The organism is Longimycelium tulufanense, from assembly GCF_014645795.1.
GTDB classification, from domain to species: domain Bacteria; phylum Actinomycetota; class Actinomycetes; order Mycobacteriales; family Pseudonocardiaceae; genus Longimycelium; species Longimycelium tulufanense.
In genome coordinates this window covers 1-25,920 of record NZ_BMMK01000027.1, presented here as the reverse complement: position 1 = coordinate 25,920, position 25,920 = coordinate 1, and the positions used below count along the sequence as shown (strand labels likewise).

Here is a 25,920-nt window from a genome sequence, read left to right as displayed (position 1 = left end):
CGGGTCAGTGGCCCATTCCGAGACCGCCGTCGACCGGGATGACGGCGCCGGTGACGTAGCCGGCGGCGTCGGAGGCGAGCCAGGTGACCGCGGCGGCCACCTCGGCGGGCTCGGCGTAGCGGCCCAGCGGGACCTGCGCGAGGATCTCCTTCTTGCGCTCCTCGGGCAGCTCCGCGGTCATGTCGGTGGTGACGAAGCCGGGGGCGACGACGTTGGCGGTGATGTTGCGGGAGCCCAGCTCGCGCGCTACCGAGCGGGCGAGGCCGACCAGGCCGGCCTTGCTCGCCGCGTAGTTGACCTGGCCGGCGGAGCCGGTCAGGCCGACCACCGAGGAGATGAACACCATCCGGCCCCAGCGCTTGCGCAGCATGCCGCGGGCCGCCCGGTGGGCGACCCGGTAGGCGCCGGTGAGGTTGGTGTCGATGACGCGGCTGAACTGCTCCTCGCTCATCCGCAGCAGGAGGGTGTCGTCGGTGATGCCGGCGTTGGCCACCAGCACCTCGACCGGGCCGTGCGCCGCCTCGATCTCCTTGAACGCCGCATCCAGCTGGGCGGCGTCGGTGACGTCGCACTTGACCCCGAGCAGGCCGTCGGGCGCCCCGGAACCCCGGTGCGTCACGGCGACCCTGTCGCCCTGCTCGGCGAACGCGCGAGCGATCGCCAGGCCGATGCCCCGGTTGCCGCCGGTGACCAGAACGGACCGTGCCACGACTGCTCCTTCGCTCGGGATGGGAACTGATCGCGGCGACACTATCCGCTACCGGCCGGTATCCCCGAAACGGCCCCGATCCACAACATATGACCGGCGCCGATGTGCCCTGCGCGGCTTGCCGCCGCACAAGGGGCCCGGCCAGCACCTAGCCGCATGCGCCACGGCGGGTGTCGCGTTACGCGCATCACTCCCCCGCTCTGCATTCACGCCAGCGGCGAAACGAGAGCTTTGCCCGGCAAGGGAAATGCCCGTGCAGTCGCCGTCACGACGACCGCACGGGCATGGCGCCACCCAGAATAGAGTGGGCGAAAGCGTGGCTGAAGGCTCAGTAGCCGACGTAGTAGCCACCGGACCGGACGCCGATGACGCCGGGGACACCGGACAGCGAGCCGTAACGCGACCGGGCGTAGCGGGTGGCGGCGACAATCGAGTCGACCGGGTTGGCCTGCTCGCAGAAGCCGGGCAGGCAGTACGCGGCCATGGTCGGCCCGATCACCTGCATGAGGCCGATGCTCGGCGTGCCGGCCGCGGCGTTGGAGTCCCAGCCGTTGTGTGCCCTGGGTTGGTTGTGCGACTCGTGCTCGGCGATGATGAGCGCGGCGTCGCGGTCCTCCGGGGACAGCCCGGCCTCACCGGCCTCGGTGAGCGCCTGGCTGGCCACGTCCAGCCAGAAGGCCAGGTCCGCCGGTGCGGCGGTGGTGGCGGGGACGGCGTCGGTGGCGGGGCGCAGCTCGACCGCGCTGCGTGGGGGCGGGGGAAGCGTTGCCCGAACGGCCCTGGGAGCCGGAGCGTGCGCCGCGGTGCTCGGGGCGGCGTCCTTCGGGGCGGGCGCGTCAGGCGCCGTCACCCCCGCGAGCTGTCCAATGGTCAGCGCGGCGGCGACAACCTGCACGCCCAGTGACAACGGGACGATCACTGGGGTTTTTTCTCCTGGTTCTGAATCGACCCGACGCTCGGCACGCCAAAAAACACGCAATGCGAAGCGTGCAAGGATCGATTATTCGGGGCACCCCCTGCCGTAAACACCGGGAATTCGGGGCGGCGTTCCGGCAGGGGCGGTCGGGGGTTTTACCGGCCGTCCACTATGCCAGCGTGACGCTCATTCGCAACCTTGCCGTTCAGATCCAGTAAAGAGACGCGGACCACAACACGTAACGCAACCCGAGAACCCGGTACGGGAGAAAAACCCAGATCCACTTCCCCGTCGAACCGGCGTTGTCATCGAGTGACGACGTCGAGGCGATCCACCGGTTTCTGTTCACCCTGTGTATCCGACGTGACGCAGCTCAACGACGCCGGCCACATCCAGCCCGAAACCTGTGACACAGCTCTCGTCAACGGCCGCATATCTTTTGAGATGACTCACGCAATGCATTGACAGATTCCGAGAACCGTCATCACGAGGAGTAGCGATATGAGCACTGTTGTCGTACTTGCCCGCCCGCCGGGGCCACCCGCCCGAAACGGACAAATCCCACCGAGCGGCCCGGGGATGTAAGGAACATCCCTCTTCCTTGCCCTCACCGCATCGTTGCACCCACGGTGATCAGGTCCGCGAGGAGGGCACATGACACCTGGGGTGAAGCATCCGGCCGCGCGAGGGGACGAGCGGCGGGTCGTACACAACGTCGTCCGCGGGTCGATCGGCAACCTCATCGAGTGGTATGACTGGTATGCCTATTCCGCGTTCTCGGTCTACTTCGCCAGTGCGTTCTTTCCCGAGGGCGATACCACCGCGCAGTGGCTGAAAACCGCGGCCGTCTTCGCCGTCGGGTTCCTGATGCGACCGATCGGTGGTTGGCTGCTGGGCCGCTATGCGGACCGGTTCGGCCGTCGTGCCGCGTTGACCATGTCGGTCACGTTGATGGCCCTGGGCTCGCTGGCCATCGCGGGCAACCCGGGTTACGGCGCCATCGGTGTGGCGGCACCGATCCTGCTGGTGACAGCCCGCCTGCTGCAGGGATTGTCCGTTGGCGGCGAATACTCCACCTCGGCCACGTATCTGTCCGAGGTCGCCACGCCGGGGCGGCGCGGGTACTACTCCAGTTTCCAGTATGTGACCCTGACCGCGGGCCAGTTGCTCGCGTTGGCAGTGCAGATCCTGCTGCAACAGGCGCTGACCAGCCAGCAGATGCATGACTGGGGCTGGCGTGTGCCGTTCCTCGTCGGCGCGGGTGGAGCCGTCATGGTGATGTGGTTGCGGCGCAGCATGGACGAGTCCGAGAGCTACCGGCGTGCGGCCGCGGTCGCACCCAACTCCGCGAAATCTCGGGGGACGCTGCGTGCCTTGCTCCACCATCCCAAGGAGGTCCTGCTGGTTGCCGGACTCACGTTGGGTGGCACGGTGGCCTTCTACACCTACACCACATACCTGCAGAAGTTCATGATCAATACCAGCGGCTTCGACAAGCCGACGGTCTCACTGATCAACTTCCTCGCACTGCTGGTTTTCGTTGTGCTGCAGCCCTTGGCGGGTCGTTGGTCCGATCGGATCGGTCGGCGGCCGCTGCTGCTCGGGTTCGGGATCGCGGGCACGCTGCTCACCGTCCCGCTGCTGACAGTGCTTGGTAGTACCCGGAGTCCCGTCGTGGCGTTCCTCCTGATGTTGTTCGGTCTGACGATCGTCACCGGCTACACCTCCATCAACGCCATCGTGAAGGCGGAGCTGTTCCCGACCCGGATTCGCGCACTCGGCGTTGGCCTTCCCTATGCGCTGACGGTGGCCATCTTCGGTGGTACCGCCGAGACCATCGCGTTGTCGCTGAAGCTGGCCGGACACGAATCACTCTTCTTCTGGTACGTATCCGGCTGCGTGCTCGTCTCCCTCGTCGTGTACTTCTTCATGCGCGAGACGTCGCGGCGGTCTCCGCTGGAGGACCCGCGGCAGCGGCCGACGCCAGCGGGAGCGGCGACCGAGGCACGGTGAGCCAACGGCAAGGCACTGGAGGCGGCTGCGCGGACGTCGGCTTGGCGCCACTGTCCGGTGCGCCGCCAAGTCTGCGCAGCTTGGTCGGACCGTGGGTATCCGCCGCGCCGGAGCGGGCGGGGTAGGCAGGCGTTGTTTCCCAATGACGCCAACCACTCGGCCGCATGCCTGAACACACTCAACAACACGGTGGTGCCGGTCGGCCCGCAGGCTGATGCGCGGGCCGACCGGCACCCTGTCCCCTCTTCCCCCGTTCCCCGGCCAACGCGAGTCGACGATGGAACCGCAACGGAGGAAACGGAATTTGGTACGGATGTGGTTCAGCGTGGTGCGACCGGCAGCCGCCGAGTCCCGATGATGCGGGTGTTCGGGTAGATCTCCACCTCGTCGCGCAGGACGCGCAGCTCCGGGAACCGGCGCAGCAGGATCTCCAGCGCGATCTTCGACTCCAGACGGGCCAGGGGCGCGCCCAGGCAGAAGTGGATGCCCTGGCCGAAGCCCAGGTGCGGGTTGGGGTCGCGCCGGATGTCGAACGTGTCCGGCTCACCGAACTGCCGCTCGTCGTGGTTGGCGGCGAACAACCACAGCGCGACCAGGCTGTTCGCCGGAATCGTCCGACCGTGCAGGTCGACGTCGGTCGCGGTGGCCCGGAACGTCATCGACACCGGCGTCCGCGTGCGGAGCACCTCCTCCAGGGCGGAGGGGATGAGGTCGGGGTCGGCCCGCAGCTCCACCGCGGCCGCCGGATGCTCATCGAGGGACAACATGGTGTTGCCCAGCAACATCGTGGTCGTGATGTGGCCGGCGGCGAACAACAGGTTGGCGAAGTTGACGATCTCGACGTCGTCTAGCTTCTCACCATCCACCTCCGCCGTGATCAGCTTGCTGATCAGGCCCTCGCCCGGCTGGCGCCGCAGGACGCGGACGTGGTCGAGCATGTAGGAGTTCGCCTCCTCCATCGAGGCTATGAGCTCCTCGTCGGTCAACGCGTCCTCGACCCGGACGAAATCCCTGGAGAGGCGCGCGTCGATCGAGCGTCGGAAGAACTCGCGATCCTCGACCGGTAGCCCGAGCAGCTCGGAGATGACGGTGACCGGGAGCGGATAGGTGAGGTCGGAGACCAGGTCGAACCGGTCCCGGTCGACGACGGCGGAGAGCAGTTCCTCGGTGATCTCGGTGATCCGTGGCGCGAGGCCGCGCACGGTGCGCGGGGTGAACGCCTGACTCACCAGGGTCCGCACCTTCCGGTGCTGCGGCGGGTCCATGATGACGATGGACCCGCGACCGAGGTCACCGATCTCCGGCATCACCTTGTCCAACCGTGACGAGAACACGTTGTGGTCCTGGTGTGCCCGCATCACGTCGTCGTAGCGGAACAGCTGCCAGGCGTTCCTGGCCTCGTCGAAGTGCACCGGGTGCTCGTCCCGCATCCGGCGGGACCAGTCGCGGAAGGCCGGCAGCCCCTCGGTCGGGCTCGGTGTGGACAGGACGAGGTTGTCCTGGGTTGTCATGAGTCTTCCCCCATCTGTGCCCGGATCAGCTTGTCGACCCGGGTGATCTGGTCCTGGTAGATGCCCCTGATCCGGGGCGCCACCGCGCGCAGGACGTCGGGTTCGGGCTTCTCGACCGGACCGAAGGCGTTGCGGATGGTTTTGCCCAGGACGTCGAGCTTCCAGTCCAGCTCGCGCTGCTCGTCGTCGATCACGAAGCGGTCGATGACGAGGAACCCGACACCCACCGCCGAGAAGGCGAAGAGCTGGGCGTCCAGGTCGAGGTCGGTGCGCGCGAGCCCGTGCTCCCGGAGCAGCCGGACGTGGTCGGCGATCCCCTCCTCGGACAACCGCCGCGACTCCTGCATCACCTCGGAGCCGGTGCGCGCGAGCGCCCCGAGCGTGTCGAAGTCGTTGCGATACATGGCGTCCGCGATGGGCCGGTGGGTGAGGGCAACCCGCGCGGCACACGTGAACCGGTCGAGCAACACCGTGCCCGGGTCCTGGCGCATGGCCTCGACCAGCTCCGCGAGCACGGCGAGGCGTTCCCGGACCAGCACCGTGACGAACAGGTCCTCCTTGGAGCGCCAGTGCAGGTAGACGGTCCCCTTGCCAACGTCGGCCACGCGGGCGACATCGGCGATGGTCACCCGCTTGTAGCCCCAGCGCTGCAGCAGGTCACCGGCCACGTCCAGGATCCGTTCCGCCCGCGCCCCGCTCATCCCCGCTCCTCGCCAACCCCGCCGCCGATCCGATGACCAGGTTTCAAATCTGGTCATCGGGTCAACCCCGACGCTAGACTTCCGGTCGGCGTGGGGACAACGAAGCTGTCAGCGATTGCTCCACCCGACACCGTGCATCACCCGAACGGGCGGGCCAGGAGGCCGTCCGAAGGGCGAGTCCGCGACGGCCTGTGGTGTGCTGGGGCTGATCGGCGGTCACACCGGACGGACGGGAGGGGTACGTGGTCGGTGACGTGCCGTGCCAACCGCTGGAGGGTGTCCGCGTGGGGTCAGCCCGATGGGGGGCGGCGCCTCGCACGGTGACCCAGCAGGCCGGCGGCGGTTCACAACGGCGTGGCCGGTGTTTCCCGCCCCACACGGCCGCCACGATCGTTGCGGGTTCGGAAGGGAGACACGGTGGGCGCTGACGCGCTGCGCGAGCTGACGGAGCGCAATGACGTGCCCGGGATGCAGGCCTGGCTGGCCGAGCACCCGCCGCACGTGATCGCCGACGAGTTGGCTCGTCAGGACGCGGTGACCGCGGTGTTGTTGTTCCGGTTGCTGGACAAGGACCGGGCGCTGGCGGTGTTCGAGGAACTGGATCCCCCCGACCAGCAGAATGTGCTCTCTGGCCTGCGCGACCAGGCGTTCCGCGACGTGGTCGAGGAGATGGACCCCGACGACCGGGCCCGCCTGCTGGGCGAGGCACCGGCCAAGTTCGCCCAACGGGTGCTGGCGGGGCTCAGTGCCAAGGAGCGCGCGATGACCGCGGCGCTGCTGGGGTACCCGCAGGGCGCGGTCGGGCGTTACATGTCGCCGGAGACCGTGCTGCTGCGCCGCACCGCCACCGTCGAGCAGGCGCTGGCCCGGGTGCGGGCCAGGGGCGCCGACGCCGAGACCGTCTACACCCTGCCCGTCGTCGACGACCAGCGCCGGCTGGCCGGTGTCGTGGCACTGCGCGACCTGGTCCTGGCCGACCCCGACCGGCCGGTGAGCGACCTGGTCGATCCAGAAGTCCCGCGCGTGCAGGCCACCGACGAGGCCGAGGCCGCCGCCCGGTTGATGCAGGACGCCAACCTCATCGACCTGCCCGTGGTCGACAGCGAGGACCGCGTGGTCGGCATACTCACCATCGACGACGCCATCGAGATCATCTCCGAGGCCGACACCGAGGACATCGCCCGCCAGTCGGCCACCACCCCCTGGCCCGGCCACTACATGTCGGTCAGCGTGGCCCAGCTGGCGCGCTCCCGCGTCGTGTGGCTGCTGCTGCTCATCGTCGCCGCCACCCTCACCGTCAACGTGCTGCAGGTCTTCGAGGGGGAGCTGCACCAGGTCACCGCCCTGGCCCTGTTCATCCCCCTGCTGGTGGGTACCGGTGGCAACGCCGGGGCCCAGGCGGCCACCGCCGCGGTCCGCGCGCTGGCCGTCGGCGAGGTCCGCACCGGGGACGTACTCCGGGTGGCCTGGCGGGAATGCCGCGTCGGGCTGCTGCTGGGCACCATGCTCGCGGTGGTCGCGCTCGCCATCGGTTCGCTGCTCGTCGGCGTCGACATCGCCATCACCGTGGCGGTCTCGCTGGTCGTGATCTGTGCCTGGGCCGCCATGATCGGTTCAACCATGCCGCTGCTGGCACGCAAGCTCGGCATCGACCCCGCCGTGATCTCCGCGCCTTTGGTCACCACCCTGGTCGACGCCACCGGACTGATCATCTACTTCCTGACCGCCCGCGTCGTTCTGGGCCTGTGAGGCACCGGGGCATCGGACGACGAGGGGGTGGCTTCCCGCGAAGCCACCCCCATCCCCTGCCCGGTGGTGGCAGTGGGTCGAGAACCACCACCGCGTGCGGGCCGGCGGTCAGCGCCGTAGATCGTGGCCAGGGTGCCGTCCAGGACGCCCTCGGCGACCGGCCCGCCGACACGCAGCGCGGCCACGATGATCGGCTGGGCGAACTTGGCCAGCGCCTTGATCCCGCCGAGGATGTCGATGCCGTCGGTGGTGCTGACACCCTGGCCCTGCTGCAGCGCGTTCGGGACCGGGGTCAGGCGAGGTTCACCGCAACGTCGATGTTGCCCCGGGTGGCCTTGGAGTAGGGGCACATCTGGTGGGCCTTGGTGACCAGTGCCTCCGCCTCGGTGCGCTCCTTGCCGGGTAGGTCGACGGTGATCTCGACCGACAGCCCGAAGCCGTCGTCGCCCTTGCCGATGTGGACCCGCGCGGTCACCACCGAACCGTCGACACTGACCTTCTCCTGACGGGCGACCGCCTTCAGGGCGCCGTGGAAGCAGGCGGAGTATCCGGCGGCGAACAGCTGCTCGGGATTGGTCGCCGCGCCACCCGGGCCGCCGAGGCCCTCGGGTACGGCCAGCTGCGCGTCGATCACCCCGTCGCCGGACCGCACGTGCCCGGCGCGCCCATCGCCGCTGGCCGTCACCTCGGCCGTGTACAGGACGTTCACGTTGGCTCCCCTCGTTGCTGGAGGATGACGCCCGGCTCGAGCCGGGTGCGGTTGACCCGGTCGGCCAACCTGGTCAGGGCCGTGCGCAGCCCGGCCACCTCGTCGGGGTCCATGCCGGTGGCGCACGCGATCCGGGAGGGCATCTCGGTGACGCGGTCCCGCAGGGCACGGCCGATCCCGGTCAGGCCGACCCGCACCGAGCGCTCATCGTCGACGCCGCGGCGACGCCATACGAGCCCAGCGGCCTCCAACCGCTTGAGCAGCGGCGACAGCGTGCCCGAGTCCAGGTGCAACGCCTTGCCGAGTTCGCCGACCGTGCGGTCGTCGTGCTCCCACAGCACCAGCAGCACCAGGTACTGCGGGTAGGTGAGGCCGAGCGCGTCGAGCACCGGGCGGTAGAGCGTGGTCACCGCCCGGGAGGCCGCGTACAGCGCGAAGCACAGCTGCCGGTCCAGGGCCAGGTCCTCGGCACCGTGTCCGGATTCCGCTCCCGTCACCCGGCCAACTGTAGTGTCCAATTAAGTTGTGCACAATCTTTCTGCGCCGGAAGTAGGGTCGGCCGTCCCCGATCGGTGTCGGCCCAGAGTCAGCGCGCTCCGGCCGGCACCCGCTCCCACTCTCGGACCGGTTCCGTGGGCAGCAGCCGTCGCACCGGTTCCTGGGTGTTGCGGCTGACCAGGTCGAAGTCGGCGGCGCGCGCCCGGCGCAGCCGGGCCCAGTAGGTGAACGTGAAGCCGGGCCACAGCGTCCGGTTCACCCCGTTCTCGTCGAGGTACCAGCTCTTGCACCCCGACTGCCACACCGAGTTCTTCATCCGGCTCTGGATCGCCCGGTTGAACCGGCGCTGTACCTCCGGGCGTACCGCGAGCTGCTGGGCCCCGTGGCGGTCCATCAGCTCCAGGCAGCGCAACACGTAATGGACCTGGGATTCGATCATGAACACGATCGAGTTGTGGCCGAGCCCGGTGTTCGGCCCAACCAGCATGAACATGTTGGGGAACCCGGCGGTGACCACGCCGTTGTAGGATTCCATGCCTTCGCGGCGCCACAGCTCGCTCAGCTCGACCCCACCGGCCCCGAAGATCTTCGTCGAGTTGAAGTCACCGATCTTGAAGCCGGTGCCGTAGATGATGGCGTCGACCTCCCGCTCCGCCCCGTCGGCGGTGACCACCGAGTGCTCGCGGACCTCGCGGATCCCGTCGGTGACCAGCTCGACGTTGGGCCGGGCGAGCGACGGGTAGTAGTCGTTGGAGATGAGCACGCGCTTGCAGCCCATCGTGTACTTCGGGGTGACCGCCTTGCGGAGCTCGGGGTCGCGGATCTGGCGCGCGATGTGCTGCCGGGACATCGCCTCGCCCATCTTCATGAGCCGCTTGTCGCCGTTGAAGGCCAGCAGCTGGCCCTCCAGCATCCAGTAGAGCGTGTTGCGCAACAGCCGCTGCGCCAACGGGAACCTCGCGAACAGGTGCTTGATCCCCGACCGCATCCGGCGGTCGGGCTTGGGCATGATCCACGGCGGGGTGCGCTGGAACAGGTGCAGCTGCTCGACCTGCCGCGCGATCTGGGGCACGAACTGGATCGCGCTGGCACCGGTGCCGATGACGGCGACCCGCTTGCCGGTCAGGTCGTAGTCGTGGTTCCACTGCGAGGAGTGGAACGTGACGCCCTGGAACCGGGCCAGGCCGGGAACGTCCGGATAGGCGGGCACGTGCAGCGGACCGACACCGGCCACGAGGACGCGGGCGGTGAGGTCGCGGCCGTCGGCCGTGCCCAGGCGCCAGAGACAGGCGTCCTCGTCGAACCGGGCCGAGACCACCTCGGAGTGGAACCGGATGTGCGGACGAACTCCGTACTTGTCGGTGCACCGTCGCAGGTAGTCCCAGATCTCCTCCTGCCGGCCGTACATCCGGGACCAGGAGGGGTTGAGGTCGAAGGAGAAGGAGTACATGTGGGACGGCACATCACAGGCGCACCCCGGGTAGGTGTTGTCCCGCCAGGTGCCCCCCACCTCACCGGCCTTCTCCAGCACCACGAAGTCGTCGCAGCCGGCCTGCCTGAGCCGGATCGCCATCCCGAGGCCGGCAAAGCCGGTACCGATGATCGCGACCTGGTGGTCCGGTTGCTCGTCCGTTGCCCGTGCGCCCGCGGCCATCGCACCTCCCGGAACGTGTGTCGCACACCACCGCGCGAAACGTGTTACCGACGGTAACACCAACCTCGACGTTCCGGTCAAGGAACCTGATTGTGATCGGCATCACTCTCCACCGGCTGGCCCGAGCGGGTGGCGCGAGGCGGAAACGGCCCTCGCTCCCGGGGCCGCGCAATTAGCTTGCGCCCGGCCGAGGGGACCGGCCAGGGGCTCCCCGGGGCCACCCCTCACCACCCGCCGCCAAGGGAGGGAAAACCATGATCATCAAGGCGTCACCAAGAGTTTCACGAACGAATGCTGGGCCAAGGTCTACGCGTGTAACAACAAGACCACGATCGTCAAGTGCCGACGAGTCTGAGCAGCGCAGCACAGGTCAGGCCGGGTAGACCTCGAGGATGCTCGAGGGTGTGCTGGTGCCGATGACCCGGTCGAGGCGGAGCCCGGCCTGACCGCACAGCGCGGCGTACTCGTCGCCGGTGCGCTCCCGGCCACCGAGCAGGACGAGCATGGCGAAGTCCATGGTCTTGCTCGGGTGCGGGGCGTCGTTGGCCGGGAGCACACGTTCGATGAGCAGGAGCCGGCCGTGGGGACCCATCGCCCGGCGGCAGTTGCGCAGGATCGTCAGTGCCTGCTCGTCGGGCCAGTCGTGGACGATTGATTTCAACAGGTACAGATCCCCACCGGGGCGGACGCTTTCGAAGAAGTCCCCGGCCGCGAACGTGCAGCGTCCGGTGAGGCCACTGGCGACGATCCCGTTGTCCGCGGCTGCGGCGACGTGCGGTTGGTCGAAGATGACGCCCCTCGCCTCCCGGTATCGGAGCAGGATCGCGCTGAGCAGGCTGCCGTCCCCACCGCCGACGTCCACGATGGTTCGTGCCCGGGTGAAGTCGTAGGTGTTGAGCACCGCGTCGCTTTCCAGCCGACTGAGGTCGGCCATCGCGGCATCAAAGAGGGACTGCCGGTCTGGGTGATGGCGGAGGTGGGAGAACAACGGTTCACCGTAGGTCTGCGAAAACGTTGCGTTGCCGGTGCGCAGGCTGTGCATGGCGTCGACGAAGACCCCCACGAACGTCCCGCCCAGGACCATGAACGACCGCACGGAGCGTGGGTGGTCGCGGCGGAGATGAGCCCCCATCGCTGTCAGCTCGTAGTCTCCCGATGCTGTCCCGGCGAAAATCCCGCACCCGGTGAGAGTCCGCAGCAGGCGGTGTAGCGCATCCCGGTCGGTCGAGGTGGCGGCGGCAAGATGGCCGACACTCTGCGGCCCGTCGGCCAGTAGGTCGGCGATGCCGAGTTCGGCCGCGAGTTGGATCGCTCTGGCTTGAAGGAAGTAGTCGTGCAGCTCCAGCAGTCGCATTGCTCCGTCGTGCTGCCCGCCGTCCTCGTACCGTTGCTCATCGCGCATCATCGGAACCCGTCCCGTTCCTCGGCTTGGTGCCGACGATCATCCAGTCCGGTCCTGCCAGATGCTCAACCCGACAGTCGTGGAATCCGGCCTCGTCCAGCCATCGCATGCAGTCGGCGCCGGTGTAGTCGAACCCCCCGGGGCTCTCCAGGAGCATGTGCAGGCTCATGAGAAGACCGGCGGTGCTTCGTCGACGCTCATCGTCGATCAACGTCTCATAGATCACGACCACACCGTCCACCGGTAGTACGTCATATGCCTTGCCCAGCAACAGACGTTTGCCGTCGAGATCCCAGTCGTGCAGCACGTGACCGTAGACGACGACGTCGGCGGGTGGCAGTGAGTCGGTGAAGAAGTTGCCGTCGACGAAGCGCATACGATCGGTCAACCCGAGTCGTGCCGCCGTCTCCTGGAAGGTGGGAGCAACCGGAGGAAGATCGAAACCAACGCCGGTGAGGTGTGGGTACCGCCGTAACAGGCGGCCGAGCAACGCTCCCTCCGCGCAGCCGACATCGGCCACCGTCCGGTACCTGGTCCAGGGAAATCTCTCGACAAGCGCCATGCTGGCCGGCATCGCGCCACCGGTCATCGCGCGTTGGAACTGCCGCACCCGTGCGGGGTCCGCGTAGAGCACCTGGAACGGGTCGGTCGTACCTTTGGCGGTGTTGTTCTGTGGAACGCCGGTGCGCAGTGCCGTGACCAGGTTTTCCCATGACCGGTACCAGTACTGGTCGGCCACCTCGAAGAGACCGCCGATGTAGGTCTCGGGCTGGTTCCGGTTCAGGAACACCTGGGTGGCTTGTGTGTTGCGGTACTGCTCATCGTCACGGTCGAGCAGGCCGAACGACACCAGAGCGTCGAAGAAGTCCCGCGCTCCCCGCTCGTGCACACCGAGCCGGGACCGTAGCTCTGCCGCGTCGAGGGGCTGGCGAGCCAGTTCGGTGAAAACTCCGAGCTCGACCGCGGCGAGGAGGACCTTCGCGCTCCAGAATCCCAGGCCCCGCTGGATGATATCCGCGCACGGGTCGCTGGCCGCGGTCTGCGGTTCCACGATCCGACGGACATCGGCGGTGTCGTGGTGGTCCTCGAAGTGGGTTACCTTACCGCCGGCCAGCCGCCAGGAGTGCACGAACCGTACGGTGCCGGCCACGCCGCTGCGCGCACCCCGCATGTGGTGGGTGCCCAGCACGATGACGCGGTCACCGGACTCTACGAACTCGTGCGGCTCGGGCCGTATCTCACTGAAGACGGTTCGGGCGCGGGCCATGAACGACCGGACTTCGCGGTGCCCCTGCTTCGTACCACCCAGGCCGTATTCGTTCATCCCGTTCGGGTGGGTCCACTCGACGTCCGGTGCGAAGTCGGCGAGTGCGCCCTCGAGGTCGCCGCGACGGAACGCCGAATAGGAGGCCCGGATGATGTCGGCGTTGGTCGTCATTCCGGCTCCTCGCCCTCCATGTTCGCGAGATTCGCCCGACACGGGCGACACTGGTATGCGACTGGGGCCATGTCAGGCGCCTGAGCCTCTCACGGTGGGAACGTGGGCCCGCAGCGTTGGCGGCAGCCCATCCCGCCAGCTCACCGCGCAGTTCCCGATGAGGGCTCGGCGGAGGCTGTTGTCGAAGGCGTCCGTCTCCCGAGTCACCGCGCTGGGCAGAAATGTCACCGGCACACCGGTGATCTCCGAGGCGAAGGTCATCATGTCCTGGATGCTGACCATCTCGTCACCTCCCCAGTTCACCATTCGCGCCGGGACCGCGGCCGCCTCCCACAGCAAGGGGACCTGTCGCGCCACGTCGTCGGTGTGGATGGGGTTGCACCAGTCGCTCCCCTCATGTGGAACCTCGATGGGCCTGCCGGCCAGCATCCGTCGGAACAGCGCTACGGGCATCCCACCGTGGCCGTGTGGGCCGTATGCAACGTTCAGTCGTGCAATCGTTGCCGGCAGATCCAACGTCGCGGAGAAGGCGCACACCGTGGCCTCAGCGGTGATCTTGCTGACCGGGTAGGTGGGCAGCCACCCCATGCGCCGGCCCAGCGGATCTGTCTCGACATAGCGATGATCGCGCGCCTTGCGCGCGTAGACCGCACCCGTCGAGACGAAAAGGAACGACTCCGCGTGGTGGCAGTGGGTCATGAGCCGGCTGGTGGCAAGTGAGTTCATCGTGACCGCGGCCTCGAAGTCGGTACCGTCGCCCCGATAGGCGGCCGCGTGCATGACGTGGGTGAAGTCGTCGGGCAATCCTTCGAGGGTGCCCCCGTCCATGTCCCAGCGCCACGTTCGGATGTCACCTGCGGCCAGCTCGCGTTCGATGCGGGGGTCGGTGAACCGGGCCAGGCACCACACCTCGTTGTCCTTCGCCAGGTCCTCGGCTGCCCGCCGTGCCACCTGACCGGTCGCTCCGGTGATCAGGATCTTCTTGGTGGACAACGACGCTCCGTTCAGTCCTCGCCCAACACCAGGTCCAGCTCCTTGCGGAGGATGTCGTGGAAGGTGGCCAGGTGCCTGGTTCCCATCAGGGTGTAGTGCTCGCCGGGCACCTCGATGTACCGGTTCGGCTGCCGCGCGAACGTGTCCCATTCCCTGATCTGGGTGTCCAGCCACTCCTGCTTCGTGCCGCGCAGGGGTTCGGCGTAGAAGACGCTGGCGGACCTGACCGTTCCGCTCGGCTCGTAGGTACGGCCCAGGCGCACCAACGACTGGGCCACCTCGACCCAGGCGGCGAACTTGTCCGGGTCGAGGTCCAGCTCGTTCAGCCGTCGCTGTGGTGCCAGCTCCAGAAGGTGTTTCAGCTGTTCCTGTCGGGACAGGCCGTCCCGCAGCTGCCGCGGGAGCTCCGCGGCCTGTTCCCTGCTGACCAGGGACAGGAAGAACGCGAGGTTGACCGCGCCCTCGGTGAAGTCCAGCTCGTGCATCCGGTGTCTGATGCGCGGCGGGATGTTGAGGATGCCGAGGAACGCGACCCGCTCTCCCGTCGCCTCCAGTTCCTTGGCGATCTCGAACGCCACCACCCCGCCGTAGGAGTAGCCGGCGACGGCATAGGGTCCGGTGGGCTGCTCGGCGCGGATCGCCCGTACGTAGCAGTCGACCATCTCGGCGAAGCTGCTGAAGTAGCTCTCGCCCGCTCCGAAGCCGCGGGCGCGCAGCGCGTAGAACGGCCGCTCGTTGGCAAAGCACGTGGCGAGGTTGACGAACACCAGGACCTCTCCCACCCCGGGATGCACGCAGAACAGCGGGGTCTTGTGCCCGCTGCGCTGGAGTGGAACGAGCGGGTCGTAGTCCTGGGCGGTGGGGTGGGCGTCCAGGTGGCCGGCCAGGTCCTGGACCGTCGGTGCCCGAAGCAGCCACGACATCGGCAGGTCCCGCATTCCGAACCGCTGCTCCACGCGGCGTTTGAGCCGAAGAATCTCCAGTGAGGTGCCGCCCAGGTCGAGGAAATTCGCCGTGGCGCTGACCGCGCCCGGTTCGAGTCCGAAAACCTCGGCGTAGACGTCGGCCAGCACCACCTCGGTCTCGGTGTCGGGTGCCCGGTGGTCGTCGGGCCGGCCCTGCAGCAGCGCGCCGACCCGGTCGACGTGGCGAGCGAGGTCCCCGGCCTCCAGCCACTGCCGCAGCCGGGAGCGCTGAATCTTGCCCAGGCTGGTGCGGGGAATCGTGGAACTCGGCAACGGCAGGACGAGCGCCGGGCGGAACCCCCAGTGCAGGACCACCCGGTCCCGGATGGCGCTGAGCAGGCGCCGCAGTGCGGTGTCGTCCCGGAAGGGAGCGCGCGGGCTGAAGACGACGACGAGTTGCTCGGTGTCGCCGTGTCGCCTCCGGGTCGGGAACGCGGCCACGGAGGAGGCTTCGACCCCCTCCATCCGCTCGAGCACCGTCTCCAGGTCGTGGCTGTAGTAGCTGACCCCGTTGACGATGATGCTGTCCTTGCCGCGTCCGACCAGGCTCAGCCGTCCATCGTGGATCTCTCCGCGGTCGCCGGTGCGGAACCAGCTGTCGGTGGTGAAGGCGGCCCGGTTGGCCTCGTCGTTGTCGAGATAGCCGTCGAAGACCATCGGTCCGCGTACCTGGAGGTCACCGGCTTCCCCGTCAGCCAGTGGCACGTCGTTGTCGTCGACGATGCGCATCTGCAGCCCTGCTATGGGTAGCCCCAGCGAGGCGAACTCCAGCCCGGCGTCGACGTCGGGGAATTGCGTGGAGAAGACACTCCCGGCACAGGTCTCGGTCATGCCGAAGGCCGGCACCAGCGCGTTCCGGGCAAGCCCGAACCGCGCCAGCCGATCGAGGAAGTCTCGCGCCGTGGCACACACTACGGCCTCTCCACCGGAGATGAGGTGACGCAGCGACGACAGCTCGACGGGACGGTGCCCGCCTCGCGCCACCGCCTTGACGATCTGGGCGAGCAGGAAGTTCGGGGCAAAGGTCATCGTCACCCGATGCGTGTCGACCAGCCGGAGCAGCCGCAGCGGGTCTCCCAGGATCACCTGCGGTTCGACCTGGATCTGCGGTGCGCCCGCATACAGCGGCATCAGGTGGAACTCCACCGCGGCGATGTGGTCGAAGGGGACCCAGTTCAGGGTGACGTCGCGTGCGGTCACCTCCAGTCGCCCGGTCTTTCCGCGCAGCGAGGCCAGCAGGTTGTGATGCGTGAGCCTGACGGCCTTCGCGCTTCCCGTGGAGCCGGAGGTGAGCATGAGGAGTGCAACTTCCTCGGGGCGCGCCCGGTGCACGGTGGTTTCCCGAGCGTTGGCCGAAAGCTCCGCCACGGACGCGGTCACGAGCTCGGTTGCCGGCAGCGTGCGCTGCAGGTCGGCGGTGGTGACCAGCAGTGGACCGGCCAGCAGTCCGTTGAGATGGTCGAGCCGGGCCGGCAACTCGCTGCTGTCGGTCGGCGGGGTCAGTGGGCACGGCACGAAGCCACCCAGGACACACGCCCAGAACGCGGGGACGAAGTCCTGCAGCCGCTCCAGAAGGAGTGCGACGGTGTCGCCCGGCCGCAGCCCCCTGGTGCGCAGGCCACCGAGCAGGTGAAGCGCCTCGTCCACCAGCGCCGGGTAGGTCCGAACCACCGAATGATCGAGATTGTCGTCGGCAATGTGGCGAACGTTCGCGTGCGGACAGGTTTCGGCGGCGCGGAACAGTAGGTCGGTCACCGTAGGTATCTCGCCACCACTGTGGCCAAGTCCGATCATTGTTCCTTTCTCCAACGTTTCCGCCGCGTCTGCGGGGGCACACCGACTCACCCTGGCAGGCAGGTGCATCCCCGCACGGCAGACGTGCCGAAACGGCATCGAGGAGTTATGGCGTACTTGAGCAACGGATCTTCCTTGCCCCAGGGCAAACCTGCCACTCCCCCATCCAAGACATGGCTGCTCCGACCCAAGGTCGCACACGCCCACACCTCCGGACGACGGCTGGCCGGGTGAATCTCACCAGTTCGACCAAATCGACGTAACAGCGAAACCGCGAGCTTGCCTTCTTGTAGCCGAATCCGGGGGTGCAGATGCAGGAACAACCAGCAGAAGAACGATGATCTCCTCCATCGCCGTCAGGTATCGGCCCATGGCAGCTATTTGACGTAAGCATCATGGAGCGGGCACCGGACTGCTCCCTGCCACTCGGAAGATCCGTCAGCACTGGGAAGACCATTGCCCCGATTGAGGCTTCCTGCGGACGTGGTCAGCACCGCAGGCGGAACAACAGTCCGCCCCGGTGCCTCCTGTGCCGCGGTCGGGCAGCACTCGACAACCTGACACGCGGCGGAGCGAAGCGCTCCCAGCGGATCACAGCTCAACGGTGGGCAAGGTCGCCGCGCGCGTCGCTGCCAGCTGCGACAGCCCGCGGCGACGCGCTTCTCTCCTTTACGGAGAATCGGTTGACTACGCCATCTGCCCGCTCATTGCGACAGCAGCCCCGTGGTGACCAGGGCACCGGAGAGCACCAGGAACACCGCGGCAGGAGCCATTTGCTTCGCCGGGTCCCCCCTGCGGGCGTGGAACACGAGCGCGCCGAGCATCAGAAGCACGAGACCGACCGCAGCAGCCAGCCCCAACCACCTCACCCACAAGCCGGCCACCAGACCCACCACCGCAGCAACCTCGAGTATTCCGGTCAAACGCATCATTCTGGTGTCCAACCCCATCTCCACGGTCCGCCGCGTAGCGGACTCCAGGGCCAGCGCCTTCGGACCGCCGATGGCGAGAAATGCCAGCGCGAGCAGGATGGACAGGACGATGGTGGCGATGTGCACGTGGACCTCCGGTGTCGGCTGCGCCGCATGATTGCGCGACCTGTGGTGATCAAGCCGTTCCCTATGATGGGAGAGGTTGGTCCCTCGTTGGAAGATCCGGCAGGGGTCTTCGGTGTGTCATTTCCGGCCCGGCTTCCCCGCGGTGCTCACACCTTCGTCCGGGCAGGGCAGGGCCGGGGCGCCGACCCCCAGGCACGGCACCCCGACATCCACAGTGGACTTTCAGAATCCGGTTCCTGACCAGGGAACGACGTCGGTGGCGAACAGACGATCGGCCAGGGCCAGGGCGGCGGGATCGTGGACGACGACTCGGCCGGTTGCAGCCAGCGTGGACGGTCGCACGTCGCCGAGGTACAGCGCGCCGAGGTCCGCGACGTCCAGCCCGAGGTGGGGCTCGGTGTCGACCCGCGTCACCCCGTCCCCGCCAATCCGATAGCAGCCCTGGTTCTCCGGCAGGACGCCGTCCCGCACCTCCAGGACCACCGGTTCGGCCGCACCCCAGCTCCGCACGGACAGCGCGGTCTCGACGTCGACCAACCGCAGCCAGGTCTCGTCCTTCAGCCCGGTGGTGCGCACCGTGTCGCGGTCGGCCAGCATCCACTCCAGGGGCTCGTCCAGCGGCCGCCGTGCCTCAACCCCGTCGGACAGGTCGACCCCGAGCAGGAACGCTCACAGGGTGGCCAGCGCGGAGGGGTTCGCGGCATGCAGGTCCGCGACCTGCAGTTGGTGTGTCAGCCAGGACGTGCCCGGCTTGGGTTCCCACACGACGAAACCGTCGTCCCCGTCGTCACCGGTGTGCACCGCCGCGACGAGGTTGTCCCCGGTGGCGAGCCGGTGCCGGTAACGCGCCCACCAGGAATCCGGCCGAGCGATCATCCCTGGCCGCGACAGGCCGATGCGGTCGTAAACCTCCCGCACCCGCTTCTCGAACTCCGCGGGCTCCAGCAGGCGGACCTGACCGTCCCGGGGAACGGCGTCCGCCACTGTGCCCGGCCGTACCTCGACGACGCGGAAGCGGCTGGCGACACCGTACCCGAAACGGCCGTAGATGCCCGGCTCACTGGCACGCAGGGTCGCGATCGGCTCCCCCCAGATCACGACACCGGGCCAGCTGCCCGCGCATGAGCGCGGTCAGTGCCCCGCGCCGCGTGTGGTCCGCACGCACACCCACCCGGGTCACCGCCGCCATGGGCACCGCCGCGCCGCCCGGCACGGCGAGCGCGCTCCCGAAGCTGTAGGCGGTGCCGATCAGCTCGCCGCCCTCGAACGCACCCAGCTGGCGACCGTCCTGAGTGGACAGTCGCACGAACTCCCGGTGCTCGTCCCCGAGCGGCTTGTGGTGCAGGCTACGCAGGAACAGCGCGACTGCGACCTCGTACTCGTGGGGCTCGAGGACCCGAATGTGCGGCACGGCAGCTCATACTGCCGTCACCCGGATGCGCACGGCCACCGATTTTCCGGCCGGTGCTCAGCGTGCCTGCGGCTGCGGGACCTCGTACTCGCCCGAGTCGGACTTGACGGTGATGGTGACCTTCTTGGGCTTACCGTCGACGGTGAGCTCGCAGGTGAAGGTCGTGCCCGTCTTCACGGGCTGGTCCGCCGGGCAGCTCACGTTCTCCACCCGGGTCAGGTTGTAGTGTTCGGTGAGGATCTTGTGCACGCCGTTCTGCACCGCGGCCTCGTCGAACACCTTGGTCATGAACCAGGCCGGCCACACGAAGCCGAGCACGAGCACGACCGCGACGACGACCACCACCGCGCCGGTGAGCAGCCACGGCATCGCCGACTTCTTCTTCGGCGCGGTCGCCGGGGTCATGCCGCCGTACTGGCCGAACCCACCCGGATAGCCGGGCTGCTGCGGGTAGCCGCCGGGCTGCCCGTAGGAGCCGGTGTACTGCTGCGGCGGCTGGCCCGGCGGGCCGTAACCCGGGTACGCCGCACCGCCCTGGCTCGGGTCCGCACCGTAGCCCTGGCCGTAACCGCCCGGCTGGCCATAGCCACCCTGCCCCGGTGCCGGGACGCCCCCGGACGGGGTCCCCGAACCGTAGGGCTGCTGGCCCCACTGCTGCGGGTCGTTCCCTCCGGACGGGCCGTACGGGGTGGTCATCGTTCGCCTCCGCGGTCAAATCCGAGACAGTGTCGCGACAGTGCGCCGGGCCGCACCTCCCGGGGATCAAACCACAGGTGGGGTCACCGACCCAGCCGGCGTACGGGGTGTGGCGGTAGGCGGACACGTCCGGGTCATGCCGCCGGTCACACGGCCCCCATCGCCACGACGCCGCGGCGCACCGCGGCCACCGCGCGGGCCGCGGCCCGCCCCACCGGATGCCCCGCACCCACCACGTCGCGCAGCTGGTCGAGCAGGTCGACCACCTGCCGGCACCAGCGCACGAAGTCGCCGGCCGACAGCTCGTGCCCGGCGGTCTCCGCGGCGGTGAGCACCCTCTCCAGCGACTCGCCCCGCGCCCACCGGTAGACCGGCCAGGCGAACCCGGGGTCCGGCTCGCGGGTGCGGTCCAGGCGGTGCCGGCGCTCGTCGTCCTCCAGCTCCGCCCACAGCCGCAGGGTGACCTCCAGGGCGCCGGTCACCGCGCCGCCGGGCAGCCGCGGCGCGGACATCGCCTCCCGGCGCGACTCGTACACCAGGGCCGACACCACGGCCGCCAGCTCGGCCGGGTTGAGCTCGTCCCACGCCCCCTGCCGCAGGCACTCGGCCGCGAGCAGGTCCGACTCGCTGTAGAGCCGGGCCAGCCAGCGGCCGTGGTCGGTGACGTGCTCGCCGTCGTCGCCCGCGGCGAGGTAGCCGCGCTCGCGCAGCAACGCCCGGATCCGGTCGAAGGCGCGGGCCAGCGAGTGGGTGGTGGCGGCGACCCGGCGCCGCAGCTGCTCGGTCTCCCCGGCCAGCCGCTGGTGCCGCTCGGCCCAGCGGGCGTGCTCCTCGCGCCGGTCGCAGCCGTGGCAGGGGTGCGAGCGCAGCGCGCGCCGCAACGCCGCCAGCTCCGGGTCGTCGCCCGCGCCGCCGCGCCGCCGACCCGGGCGAGGCACCTCGATGCCGGTGTTGCGCAACGTCGAGGCCAGGTCCCGGCGGGAGCGCGGGGACCGCACGTCGACGTGCTTGGGCAGCCGGACCCGGCCCAGCGGCTCCACCGGCGTCGGGAAGTCCGCCACCGAGAGCCGGCCCGACCAGCGGTCCTCGGTCACCACCAGGGGGCGCGGCTCGCCCAGCGGCTCCAGGCCGGGGTCGACCACCACGGCCAGCCCGGAGCGGCGGCCCGACGGCACCGCGATCACGTCACCGCGGCGCAGCCGCTCCAGCGAGGCGGCCGCCTCGGCGCGGCGGGCGGCGCTGCTCTGCCGGGCCAGGGCCTTCTCCCGGGCCGAGATCTGGCGCCGCAGCCCGGCATACTCGGCGAAGTCCCCGAGGTGGCAGGTCATCGCGTCGGCGTAGCCGGCCAGTGCCTCCTCGTTGCGCTCGATCCGGCGCGCCAGCCCCACCACCGACCGGTCGGCCTGGAACTGGGCGAAGGACTGCTCCAGCAGTTCCCGGGCCGCGGCCGCGCCCAGCCGCTCGACCAGGTTGACCGCCATGTTGTACCCCGGCCGGAACGACGAGCGCAGCGGGTAGGTACGTGTCGAGGCGAGGCCGGCGACCTGCCTGGGGTCCATCCCCGGCTGCCACACCACCACGGCGTGGCCCTCCACGTCGATGCCGCGCCGGCCGGCCCGCCCGGTGAGCTGGGTGTACTCCCCCGGGGTGAGGTCGACGTGCGCCTCGCCATTGAACTTGACCAGCTTCTCCAGCACGACGGTGCGGGCCGGCATGTTGATGCCCAGCGCCAGCGTCTCGGTGGCGAAGACGACCTTGACCAGGCCGTGGACGAACAGCTCCTCGACGGTCTCTTTGAACGCCGGCAACAGCCCCGCGTGGTGGCTGGCGATACCGCGTTCCAGCGCCTCCCGCCACTCCCAGTAGCCCAGCACCAGCAGGTCGCCCTCGGGCAACTCGGCGGTGTGCTCGTCGATGATCCGCCGGATCCGCTCGACCTCCTCGTCGGTGGTCAGCCGTAGCCCGGCCCGCACGCACTGGGTGACCGCGGCGTCGCAGCCGGCGCGGCTGAAGATGAACACGATCGCCGGCAGCAGGCCGGCGTCGTCCAGCCGCTCCACCACGTCGACCCGGGACGGTGGGCGGAACCGGGGGCCACGGGCCGGGCCGCCGCGGCGGGCGACGCGCGGCCCGCGGATGCGGGTGGCCGGCAGGTACCGCTCCAGGTCCTGGGTGTGCCGCAGCAGGTTGGGGTTGATCTTCAGCTCGGGGCGGCCGGTACGCGGGTTGACCCGCTCCCCGGCGAAGAGGTCCATCATCCGGCCGGCGACCATCATGTGCTGCCACAGCGGAACCGGCCGGTGCTCGTCGACCACGACGGCGGTGTCCCCGCGTACCGCCACCAGCCACTCGCCGAACTCCTCGGCGTTGCTGACCGTCGCCGACAGGCTGGCCACCCGGACGTGCTCGGGCAGGTGGAGGATGACCTCCTCCCACACCGCGCCGCGGAACCGGTCGGCGAGGTAGTGCACCTCGTCCATGACCACGTAGCCCAGGCCGTCCAGAGCCGTCGAGCCCGCGTAGAGCATGTTGCGCAGGACCTCGGTGGTCATCACCACGATCGGCGCGGTGCCGTTGACCGAGGTATCCCCGGTGAGCAGACCGACGGCCGCGGAGCCGTGTCGCGCGCAGAGATCGGCGTACTTCTGGTTCGACAGCGCCTTGATGGGCGTCGTGTAGAAGCACTTGCGCCCCTCGGCCAGGGCGAGGTGGACGGCGAACTCGCCGACGACGGTCTTCCCGGCGCCGGTCGGCGCGCAGACCAGGACTCCGTGGCCCCCCTCCAACGCCGCGCAGGCGGTGACCTGGAACGGGTCGAGCTCGAAGGACAGCTCGGCGGCGAACTCGGTCAACTGGGGGTGTTCGGCGCGCCGCCGGGAGGCGGCGAACGCCTCGGCCGGGGCCACCGTCGACGGTCGGGACGGACGTGCCACGCGTTCAGGCTTTCACATTGGGCTGGCTTCCCGCACGCAAACCCGGCGGCCTGCGTGGCGGCTCAGGCCACCACGGCCAGCGCGGCCGGCTCACAGCGCACCGTGAGCGGCAGCCGGGCCTGCCGTTCGCCGTCGGCGTAGGCCACCCACCCCGTCCGGCCGCCCAGGTGCAGTGAGCGGACACGCAGCGTGGTGACGGCGGGGTGCTCGACGTGCCGGCCGGTGCGCAGGGTCGGCACGATGCGGACCAGCGCCGAGCGGCTCACCCGGCCGACGATGGTGACGTCGAACAGGCCGTCGGCCGGGTCGGCGTCCGGGCAGACCGGGATGCCCCCGCCGTAGCACCCGGTGTTGCCCACGGCCACCAGGGTGGCGTCCAGCTCCACGGTCGCGTCACCGGTGTCCACCACCAGCGGGCGGGGCCGCAGCCGCGCCAGCTCCAGCAGGATCGCCAGGTCGTAGCGGCGTGGGCCGCCTGGCCAGCGCAGCGCGTTGGCCCGCTCGTTCACCGCGGAGTCGAAGCCCGCACACAGCACGGTGGCGAACCAGCTGCCGCCGCTGACCCGGCCGAGGTCGATCCGCCGGCGCCGGCCCTCGCGCAGCGCGCGGGCGACCTCGTCGGCGGCCAGCAGCGGGTTGTTGGGGACGCCCAGCGCGTTGGCCAGGTCGTTGCCCGTGCCGGCCGGGACCAGCGCCAGCGCGGTGTCGGTGCCGGCGCACGCCTGGACCGCGGCGTGTGCGGCGCCGTCCCCGCCGAGCACGACCACCGTGTCGGCACCGTCGGCCACCGCGCGTGCCGCCAGGCCCAGCGTCTCGGCGGGGCTGGTCGCCACGCGCAACGCGAGCTGGTCCGTACCCTCCCGGAGCCGCTGGGCAACGCTGCCGGCCACCCGGGCGGCGGCACCGGTCGCGGCAGCAGGGTTGACAAGCAGGACGGTTCGCACGAATGGGCATCTTGTCCTACTGGCCGGTAGCGGCGCTAGTGCCGGATGGCGTTCGCCGCACCTGGCAACGCTTTCGACATGGGGGCGATACGAGAAAGCTCCGTGCGGGAACGAGAAATGGGTCGCGCACCCAATTCCTGTGGTGCACGACCCATTTCCGTGGCCAACGACGAGCGTCAGGTCACGTCGTCGAAGCGTTGCCGTGGCGGATCCGTCGCGGTCGGCGCCGTGCTGGGCGAGACCGGCTCCGGCTGCTCCGCCGCCTCGGGCGTGTGGTTCAGCGGCGACGGCTCGTCGTCGGACAGGCCGTCCCAGCCTTCCTCGAGGCGCTGCCGCGCCTTTCTCCGGTCATGCAACCGCGCCACCTGCACCGCGCCCTCGAACAACGCCGTCAACGCCAGCGCCAGTGCCAGCATCGAGAACGGGTCCTGGCCGGGCGTGGCCACGGCCGCGAACACGAAGAGCGCGAAGATGAGGCCCCGCCGCCAGTTCCTCAGCCGCTCGTAGGTCAGCACCCCGACCCGGTTGAGCATGACCACCAGCAGCGGCAGCTCGAAGCTGACGCCGAATACCGCCAGCATTCCCAGCATGAAACCGAAGTACTTGTCGGCGGTGAGCGAGAATCCCACGGTCTCGCCGCCGAAGCTCAGCAGGAACAGCAGGCCCTGCGCGACGACGAAGTACGCCAGCACCGCGCCCGCACCGAACAGGAACGCCGCGAAACCAACGAACGTCAGCGCGAACTTCCGTTCCTTCGCGTACAGCCCGGGCGTGATGAACGACCACAGTTGGTAGAGCCAGAACGGGCAGGACAGCACGGCACCGGCGGCCATCGCCACCTTCAGCCGGAGCATGAACGCATCGAACGGCGCCGTACCCAGCAGGCGGCACTCGTCGGAACCACCGAGCACCACCCGGGGTCCGTGCGGCTGCGGCGGCACCTCGCAGTACGGCCCGGTGAGCAGGTGGCCCAGCGAGGGTAGGCCGAGCGCGGCGTGCTCGAACCACATGAAGCCGACGACCGTGGCGATCGCCAGCGCGATCAGGCTGACGGTCAGCCGGTACCGCAGCTCGTAGAGGTGCTCGATGAGCGTCATGGTGCCGTCGGGGTTGTGCCGACGGCCCCACCGGCGCCGTTTGTCTCGGCGGCGGAGCGCGAAGCTGCGCCGCGGGTTGTCCCCCACCGTGCCGACCGTCTAGCGCTGGACGTCGGGGCGGGCGTTGTGCTGCGGCTGGGCCGGGTTCGCCGCGGGCGGCGTCTGCTGGGCCGGCGGGAGCTGCTGCGGGGCGGGCTGCTGCTGAGCCTGCTCCGCCGCGCTCTCGGCCGCCTCGTCCTGCCGCATACCCTTGGTCTCGGCCTTGAAGATCCGCATCGACTTGCCGATGGCCCGCGCGGTGTCCGGCAGCTTCTTGGCGCCGAACAGCAGCACGAGCACGCCGAGCAGAAGGAGCAGTTCCCAGCCTCCGGGCAAGGACATTGGTGAACCTCCGTGTAGTCCCCGTCAGATGGTACGCGGGGAAGACGCCTCGTCGAGGTCGGAACGACGTCGCTGGGCCACGGCCACCCGCAGTGCGGCGACCCGGGCCGTCAGCAGGCCGGTCCGGTCACCCACCCGGGCCAGCAACACCGCCCGCGCCCGGGCCAGCCGACGCAGGGCCCGCCACGTGCCCATCACGAGCGCTCCCGACACGACCAGTCCGAAGACGACGAGCACCAGGCTCACCAGGTAAGGCACCCGCTCACCGTATCGGGTCTAGACGAGTAATTCCGAAGTCGGGGTGGTCCCTGGAGACAGGCGAAGGGTGTCCAAGATCGGGTTGTGACG

General features: G+C 69.3%; 24 protein-coding genes and 1 pseudogene. 2 read left to right on the top strand and 23 right to left on the bottom strand.

Annotated features, from left to right (window positions below; all coding sequences use genetic code 11):
- Positions 1-4: 4 nt before the first annotated feature.
- Together fabG and IEY55_RS23170 are read right to left on the bottom strand one after the other, a co-directional pair.
- Positions 5-709 carry a 3-oxoacyl-[acyl-carrier-protein] reductase gene (gene fabG, locus IEY55_RS23175; RefSeq protein WP_189060649.1) on the bottom strand — a complete coding sequence of 235 codons (705 nt, stop codon included), beginning with the start codon at positions 707-709 and terminating at the stop codon, positions 5-7.
- Between the two features lie 328 nt (positions 710-1,037).
- Entirely contained in the window at positions 1,038-1,628 is a 591-nt protein-coding gene (locus tag IEY55_RS23170) for a transglycosylase SLT domain-containing protein (protein ID WP_229686665.1), read from the bottom strand.
- Between the two features lie 651 nt (positions 1,629-2,279).
- Between IEY55_RS23170 and IEY55_RS23165 the strand changes: the two genes are divergently transcribed.
- Positions 2,280-3,638, top strand: a complete 1,359-nt coding sequence (locus IEY55_RS23165; RefSeq protein WP_189060647.1) for an MFS transporter — start codon at positions 2,280-2,282, stop codon at positions 3,636-3,638.
- A 320-nt stretch (positions 3,639-3,958) separates the two neighbouring features.
- Here IEY55_RS23165 and IEY55_RS23160 read toward each other — a convergent pair whose 3' ends face one another.
- Together IEY55_RS23160 and IEY55_RS23155 are read right to left on the bottom strand one after the other, a co-directional pair.
- Positions 3,959-5,149, bottom strand: coding sequence for a cytochrome P450 (locus tag IEY55_RS23160; RefSeq protein ID WP_189060646.1), 1,191 nt, complete (start codon positions 5,147-5,149; stop codon positions 3,959-3,961).
- On the bottom strand, positions 5,146-5,850 hold the full coding sequence (locus IEY55_RS23155; RefSeq protein WP_189060645.1) for a TetR/AcrR family transcriptional regulator: 705 nt from the start codon (positions 5,848-5,850) through the stop codon (positions 5,146-5,148). Before IEY55_RS23155 ends, IEY55_RS23160 begins: the two co-directional genes overlap by 4 nt.
- Before the next feature lie 468 nt (positions 5,851-6,318).
- Between IEY55_RS23155 and mgtE the strand changes: the two genes are divergently transcribed.
- Positions 6,319-7,599, top strand: coding sequence for a magnesium transporter (mgtE, locus tag IEY55_RS23150; protein WP_189060699.1), 1,281 nt, complete (start codon positions 6,319-6,321; stop codon positions 7,597-7,599).
- Here mgtE and IEY55_RS23145 read toward each other — a convergent pair.
- The 19 genes and pseudogenes from IEY55_RS23145 to IEY55_RS23070 all read right to left on the bottom strand — a co-directional run bounded on the left by IEY55_RS23145 (position 7,563) and on the right by IEY55_RS23070 (position 25,830).
- Entirely contained in the window at positions 7,563-7,949 is a 387-nt protein-coding gene (locus IEY55_RS23145) for a hypothetical protein (RefSeq protein WP_189060644.1), read from the bottom strand. The two genes, mgtE and IEY55_RS23145, sit on opposite strands and share 37 nt — an antisense overlap.
- Positions 7,892-8,308 (bottom strand): organic hydroperoxide resistance protein, encoded by a 417-nt coding sequence (locus IEY55_RS23140; RefSeq protein WP_189060643.1) that lies wholly within the window; start codon positions 8,306-8,308, stop codon positions 7,892-7,894. Before IEY55_RS23140 ends, IEY55_RS23145 begins: the two co-directional genes overlap by 58 nt.
- Positions 8,305-8,805 carry a MarR family winged helix-turn-helix transcriptional regulator gene (locus tag IEY55_RS23135; RefSeq protein ID WP_229686664.1) on the bottom strand — a complete coding sequence of 167 codons (501 nt, stop codon included), beginning with the start codon at positions 8,803-8,805 and terminating at the stop codon, positions 8,305-8,307. The genes IEY55_RS23140 and IEY55_RS23135 overlap by 4 nt, the downstream gene beginning before the upstream one ends.
- Before the next feature lie 89 nt (positions 8,806-8,894).
- Positions 8,895-10,460: a flavin-containing monooxygenase gene (locus tag IEY55_RS23130; protein WP_189060642.1), complete on the bottom strand. Its 1,566-nt coding sequence runs from the start codon at positions 10,458-10,460 to the stop codon at positions 8,895-8,897.
- A gap of 370 nt (positions 10,461-10,830) precedes the next feature.
- Complete coding sequence (locus tag IEY55_RS33080) at positions 10,831-11,502, bottom strand: methyltransferase (RefSeq protein ID WP_505735179.1); 672 nt, start codon at positions 11,500-11,502, stop codon at positions 10,831-10,833.
- Positions 11,503-11,595: 93 nt separating this feature from the next.
- Positions 11,596-11,814, bottom strand: a pseudogene (locus tag IEY55_RS33245) (methyltransferase family protein); the annotation flags it as partial.
- A 37-nt stretch (positions 11,815-11,851) separates the two neighbouring features.
- Positions 11,852-13,300: a methyltransferase gene (locus tag IEY55_RS23120; protein WP_229686662.1), complete on the bottom strand. Its 1,449-nt coding sequence runs from the start codon at positions 13,298-13,300 to the stop codon at positions 11,852-11,854.
- A gap of 72 nt (positions 13,301-13,372) precedes the next feature.
- Complete coding sequence (locus IEY55_RS23115) at positions 13,373-14,293, bottom strand: NAD-dependent epimerase/dehydratase family protein (protein WP_189060705.1); 921 nt, start codon at positions 14,291-14,293, stop codon at positions 13,373-13,375.
- A gap of 11 nt (positions 14,294-14,304) precedes the next feature.
- Positions 14,305-17,013 (bottom strand): non-ribosomal peptide synthetase, encoded by a 2,709-nt coding sequence (locus IEY55_RS23110; protein WP_189060641.1) that lies wholly within the window; start codon positions 17,011-17,013, stop codon positions 14,305-14,307.
- Positions 17,014-17,756: 743 nt separating this feature from the next.
- Positions 17,757-18,110: a DoxX family protein gene (locus IEY55_RS23105; RefSeq protein WP_189060640.1), complete on the bottom strand. Its 354-nt coding sequence runs from the start codon at positions 18,108-18,110 to the stop codon at positions 17,757-17,759.
- A gap of 222 nt (positions 18,111-18,332) precedes the next feature.
- Positions 18,333-18,707, bottom strand: coding sequence for a sterol carrier protein domain-containing protein (locus IEY55_RS32190; RefSeq protein ID WP_229686661.1), 375 nt, complete (start codon positions 18,705-18,707; stop codon positions 18,333-18,335).
- Between the two features lie 72 nt (positions 18,708-18,779).
- A complete protein-coding gene (locus tag IEY55_RS32185; RefSeq protein ID WP_229686660.1) occupies positions 18,780-19,208 on the bottom strand; it encodes a putative GNAT family N-acetyltransferase in 429 nt (142 codons plus the stop codon).
- Entirely contained in the window at positions 19,168-19,521 is a 354-nt protein-coding gene (locus IEY55_RS32180) for a GNAT family N-acetyltransferase (RefSeq protein WP_229686659.1), read from the bottom strand. Before IEY55_RS32180 ends, IEY55_RS32185 begins: the two co-directional genes overlap by 41 nt.
- A gap of 57 nt (positions 19,522-19,578) precedes the next feature.
- Positions 19,579-20,217 (bottom strand): DUF4333 domain-containing protein, encoded by a 639-nt coding sequence (locus IEY55_RS23095; protein ID WP_189060639.1) that lies wholly within the window; start codon positions 20,215-20,217, stop codon positions 19,579-19,581.
- Between the two features lie 146 nt (positions 20,218-20,363).
- Entirely contained in the window at positions 20,364-23,150 is a 2,787-nt protein-coding gene (locus IEY55_RS23090) for a DEAD/DEAH box helicase (protein ID WP_189060638.1), read from the bottom strand.
- Positions 23,151-23,212: 62 nt separating this feature from the next.
- Positions 23,213-24,094, bottom strand: a complete 882-nt coding sequence (locus IEY55_RS23085) for a diacylglycerol/lipid kinase family protein (protein ID WP_189060637.1) — start codon at positions 24,092-24,094, stop codon at positions 23,213-23,215.
- Positions 24,095-24,270: 176 nt separating this feature from the next.
- Positions 24,271-25,191 carry a twin-arginine translocase subunit TatC gene (gene tatC / locus IEY55_RS23080; RefSeq protein ID WP_189060695.1) on the bottom strand — a complete coding sequence of 307 codons (921 nt, stop codon included), beginning with the start codon at positions 25,189-25,191 and terminating at the stop codon, positions 24,271-24,273.
- Positions 25,192-25,290: 99 nt separating this feature from the next.
- Positions 25,291-25,572: a Sec-independent protein translocase subunit TatA gene (tatA, locus tag IEY55_RS23075; RefSeq protein ID WP_189060636.1), complete on the bottom strand. Its 282-nt coding sequence runs from the start codon at positions 25,570-25,572 to the stop codon at positions 25,291-25,293.
- 24 nt (positions 25,573-25,596) lie between these two features.
- A complete protein-coding gene (locus IEY55_RS23070; protein WP_189060635.1) occupies positions 25,597-25,830 on the bottom strand; it encodes a bacteriophage holin in 234 nt (77 codons plus the stop codon).
- Positions 25,831-25,920: the final 90 nt, after the last annotated feature.

Bases quoted from the DNA above. Each gene is read 5' to 3' on its own strand.
- IEY55_RS23165 (WP_189060647.1), top strand. From the start codon at position 2,280: ATGACACCTGGGGTGAAGCATCCGGCCGCGCGAGGGGACGAGCGGCGG.
- IEY55_RS23160 (WP_189060646.1), bottom strand. From the start codon at position 5,149: ATGACAACCCAGGACAACCTCGTCCTGTCCACACCGAGCCCGACCGAG.
- IEY55_RS23155 (WP_189060645.1), bottom strand. From the start codon at position 5,850: ATGAGCGGGGCGCGGGCGGAACGGATCCTGGACGTGGCCGGTGACCTG.
- mgtE (WP_189060699.1), top strand. From the start codon at position 6,319: ATGCAGGCCTGGCTGGCCGAGCACCCGCCGCACGTGATCGCCGACGAG.
- IEY55_RS23130 (WP_189060642.1), bottom strand. From the start codon at position 10,460: ATGGCCGCGGGCGCACGGGCAACGGACGAGCAACCGGACCACCAGGTC.
- IEY55_RS33080 (WP_505735179.1), bottom strand. From the start codon at position 11,502: ATGCACAGCCTGCGCACCGGCAACGCAACGTTTTCGCAGACCTACGGT.
- IEY55_RS23120 (WP_229686662.1), bottom strand. From the start codon at position 13,300: ATGACGACCAACGCCGACATCATCCGGGCCTCCTATTCGGCGTTCCGT.
- IEY55_RS32190 (WP_229686661.1), bottom strand. From the start codon at position 18,707: ATGCTGGCCGACCGCGACACGGTGCGCACCACCGGGCTGAAGGACGAG.
- IEY55_RS23095 (WP_189060639.1), bottom strand. From the start codon at position 20,217: ATGACCACCCCGTACGGCCCGTCCGGAGGGAACGACCCGCAGCAGTGG.
- tatC (WP_189060695.1), bottom strand. From the start codon at position 25,191: ATGACGCTCATCGAGCACCTCTACGAGCTGCGGTACCGGCTGACCGTC.
- tatA (WP_189060636.1), bottom strand. From the start codon at position 25,572: ATGTCCTTGCCCGGAGGCTGGGAACTGCTCCTTCTGCTCGGCGTGCTC.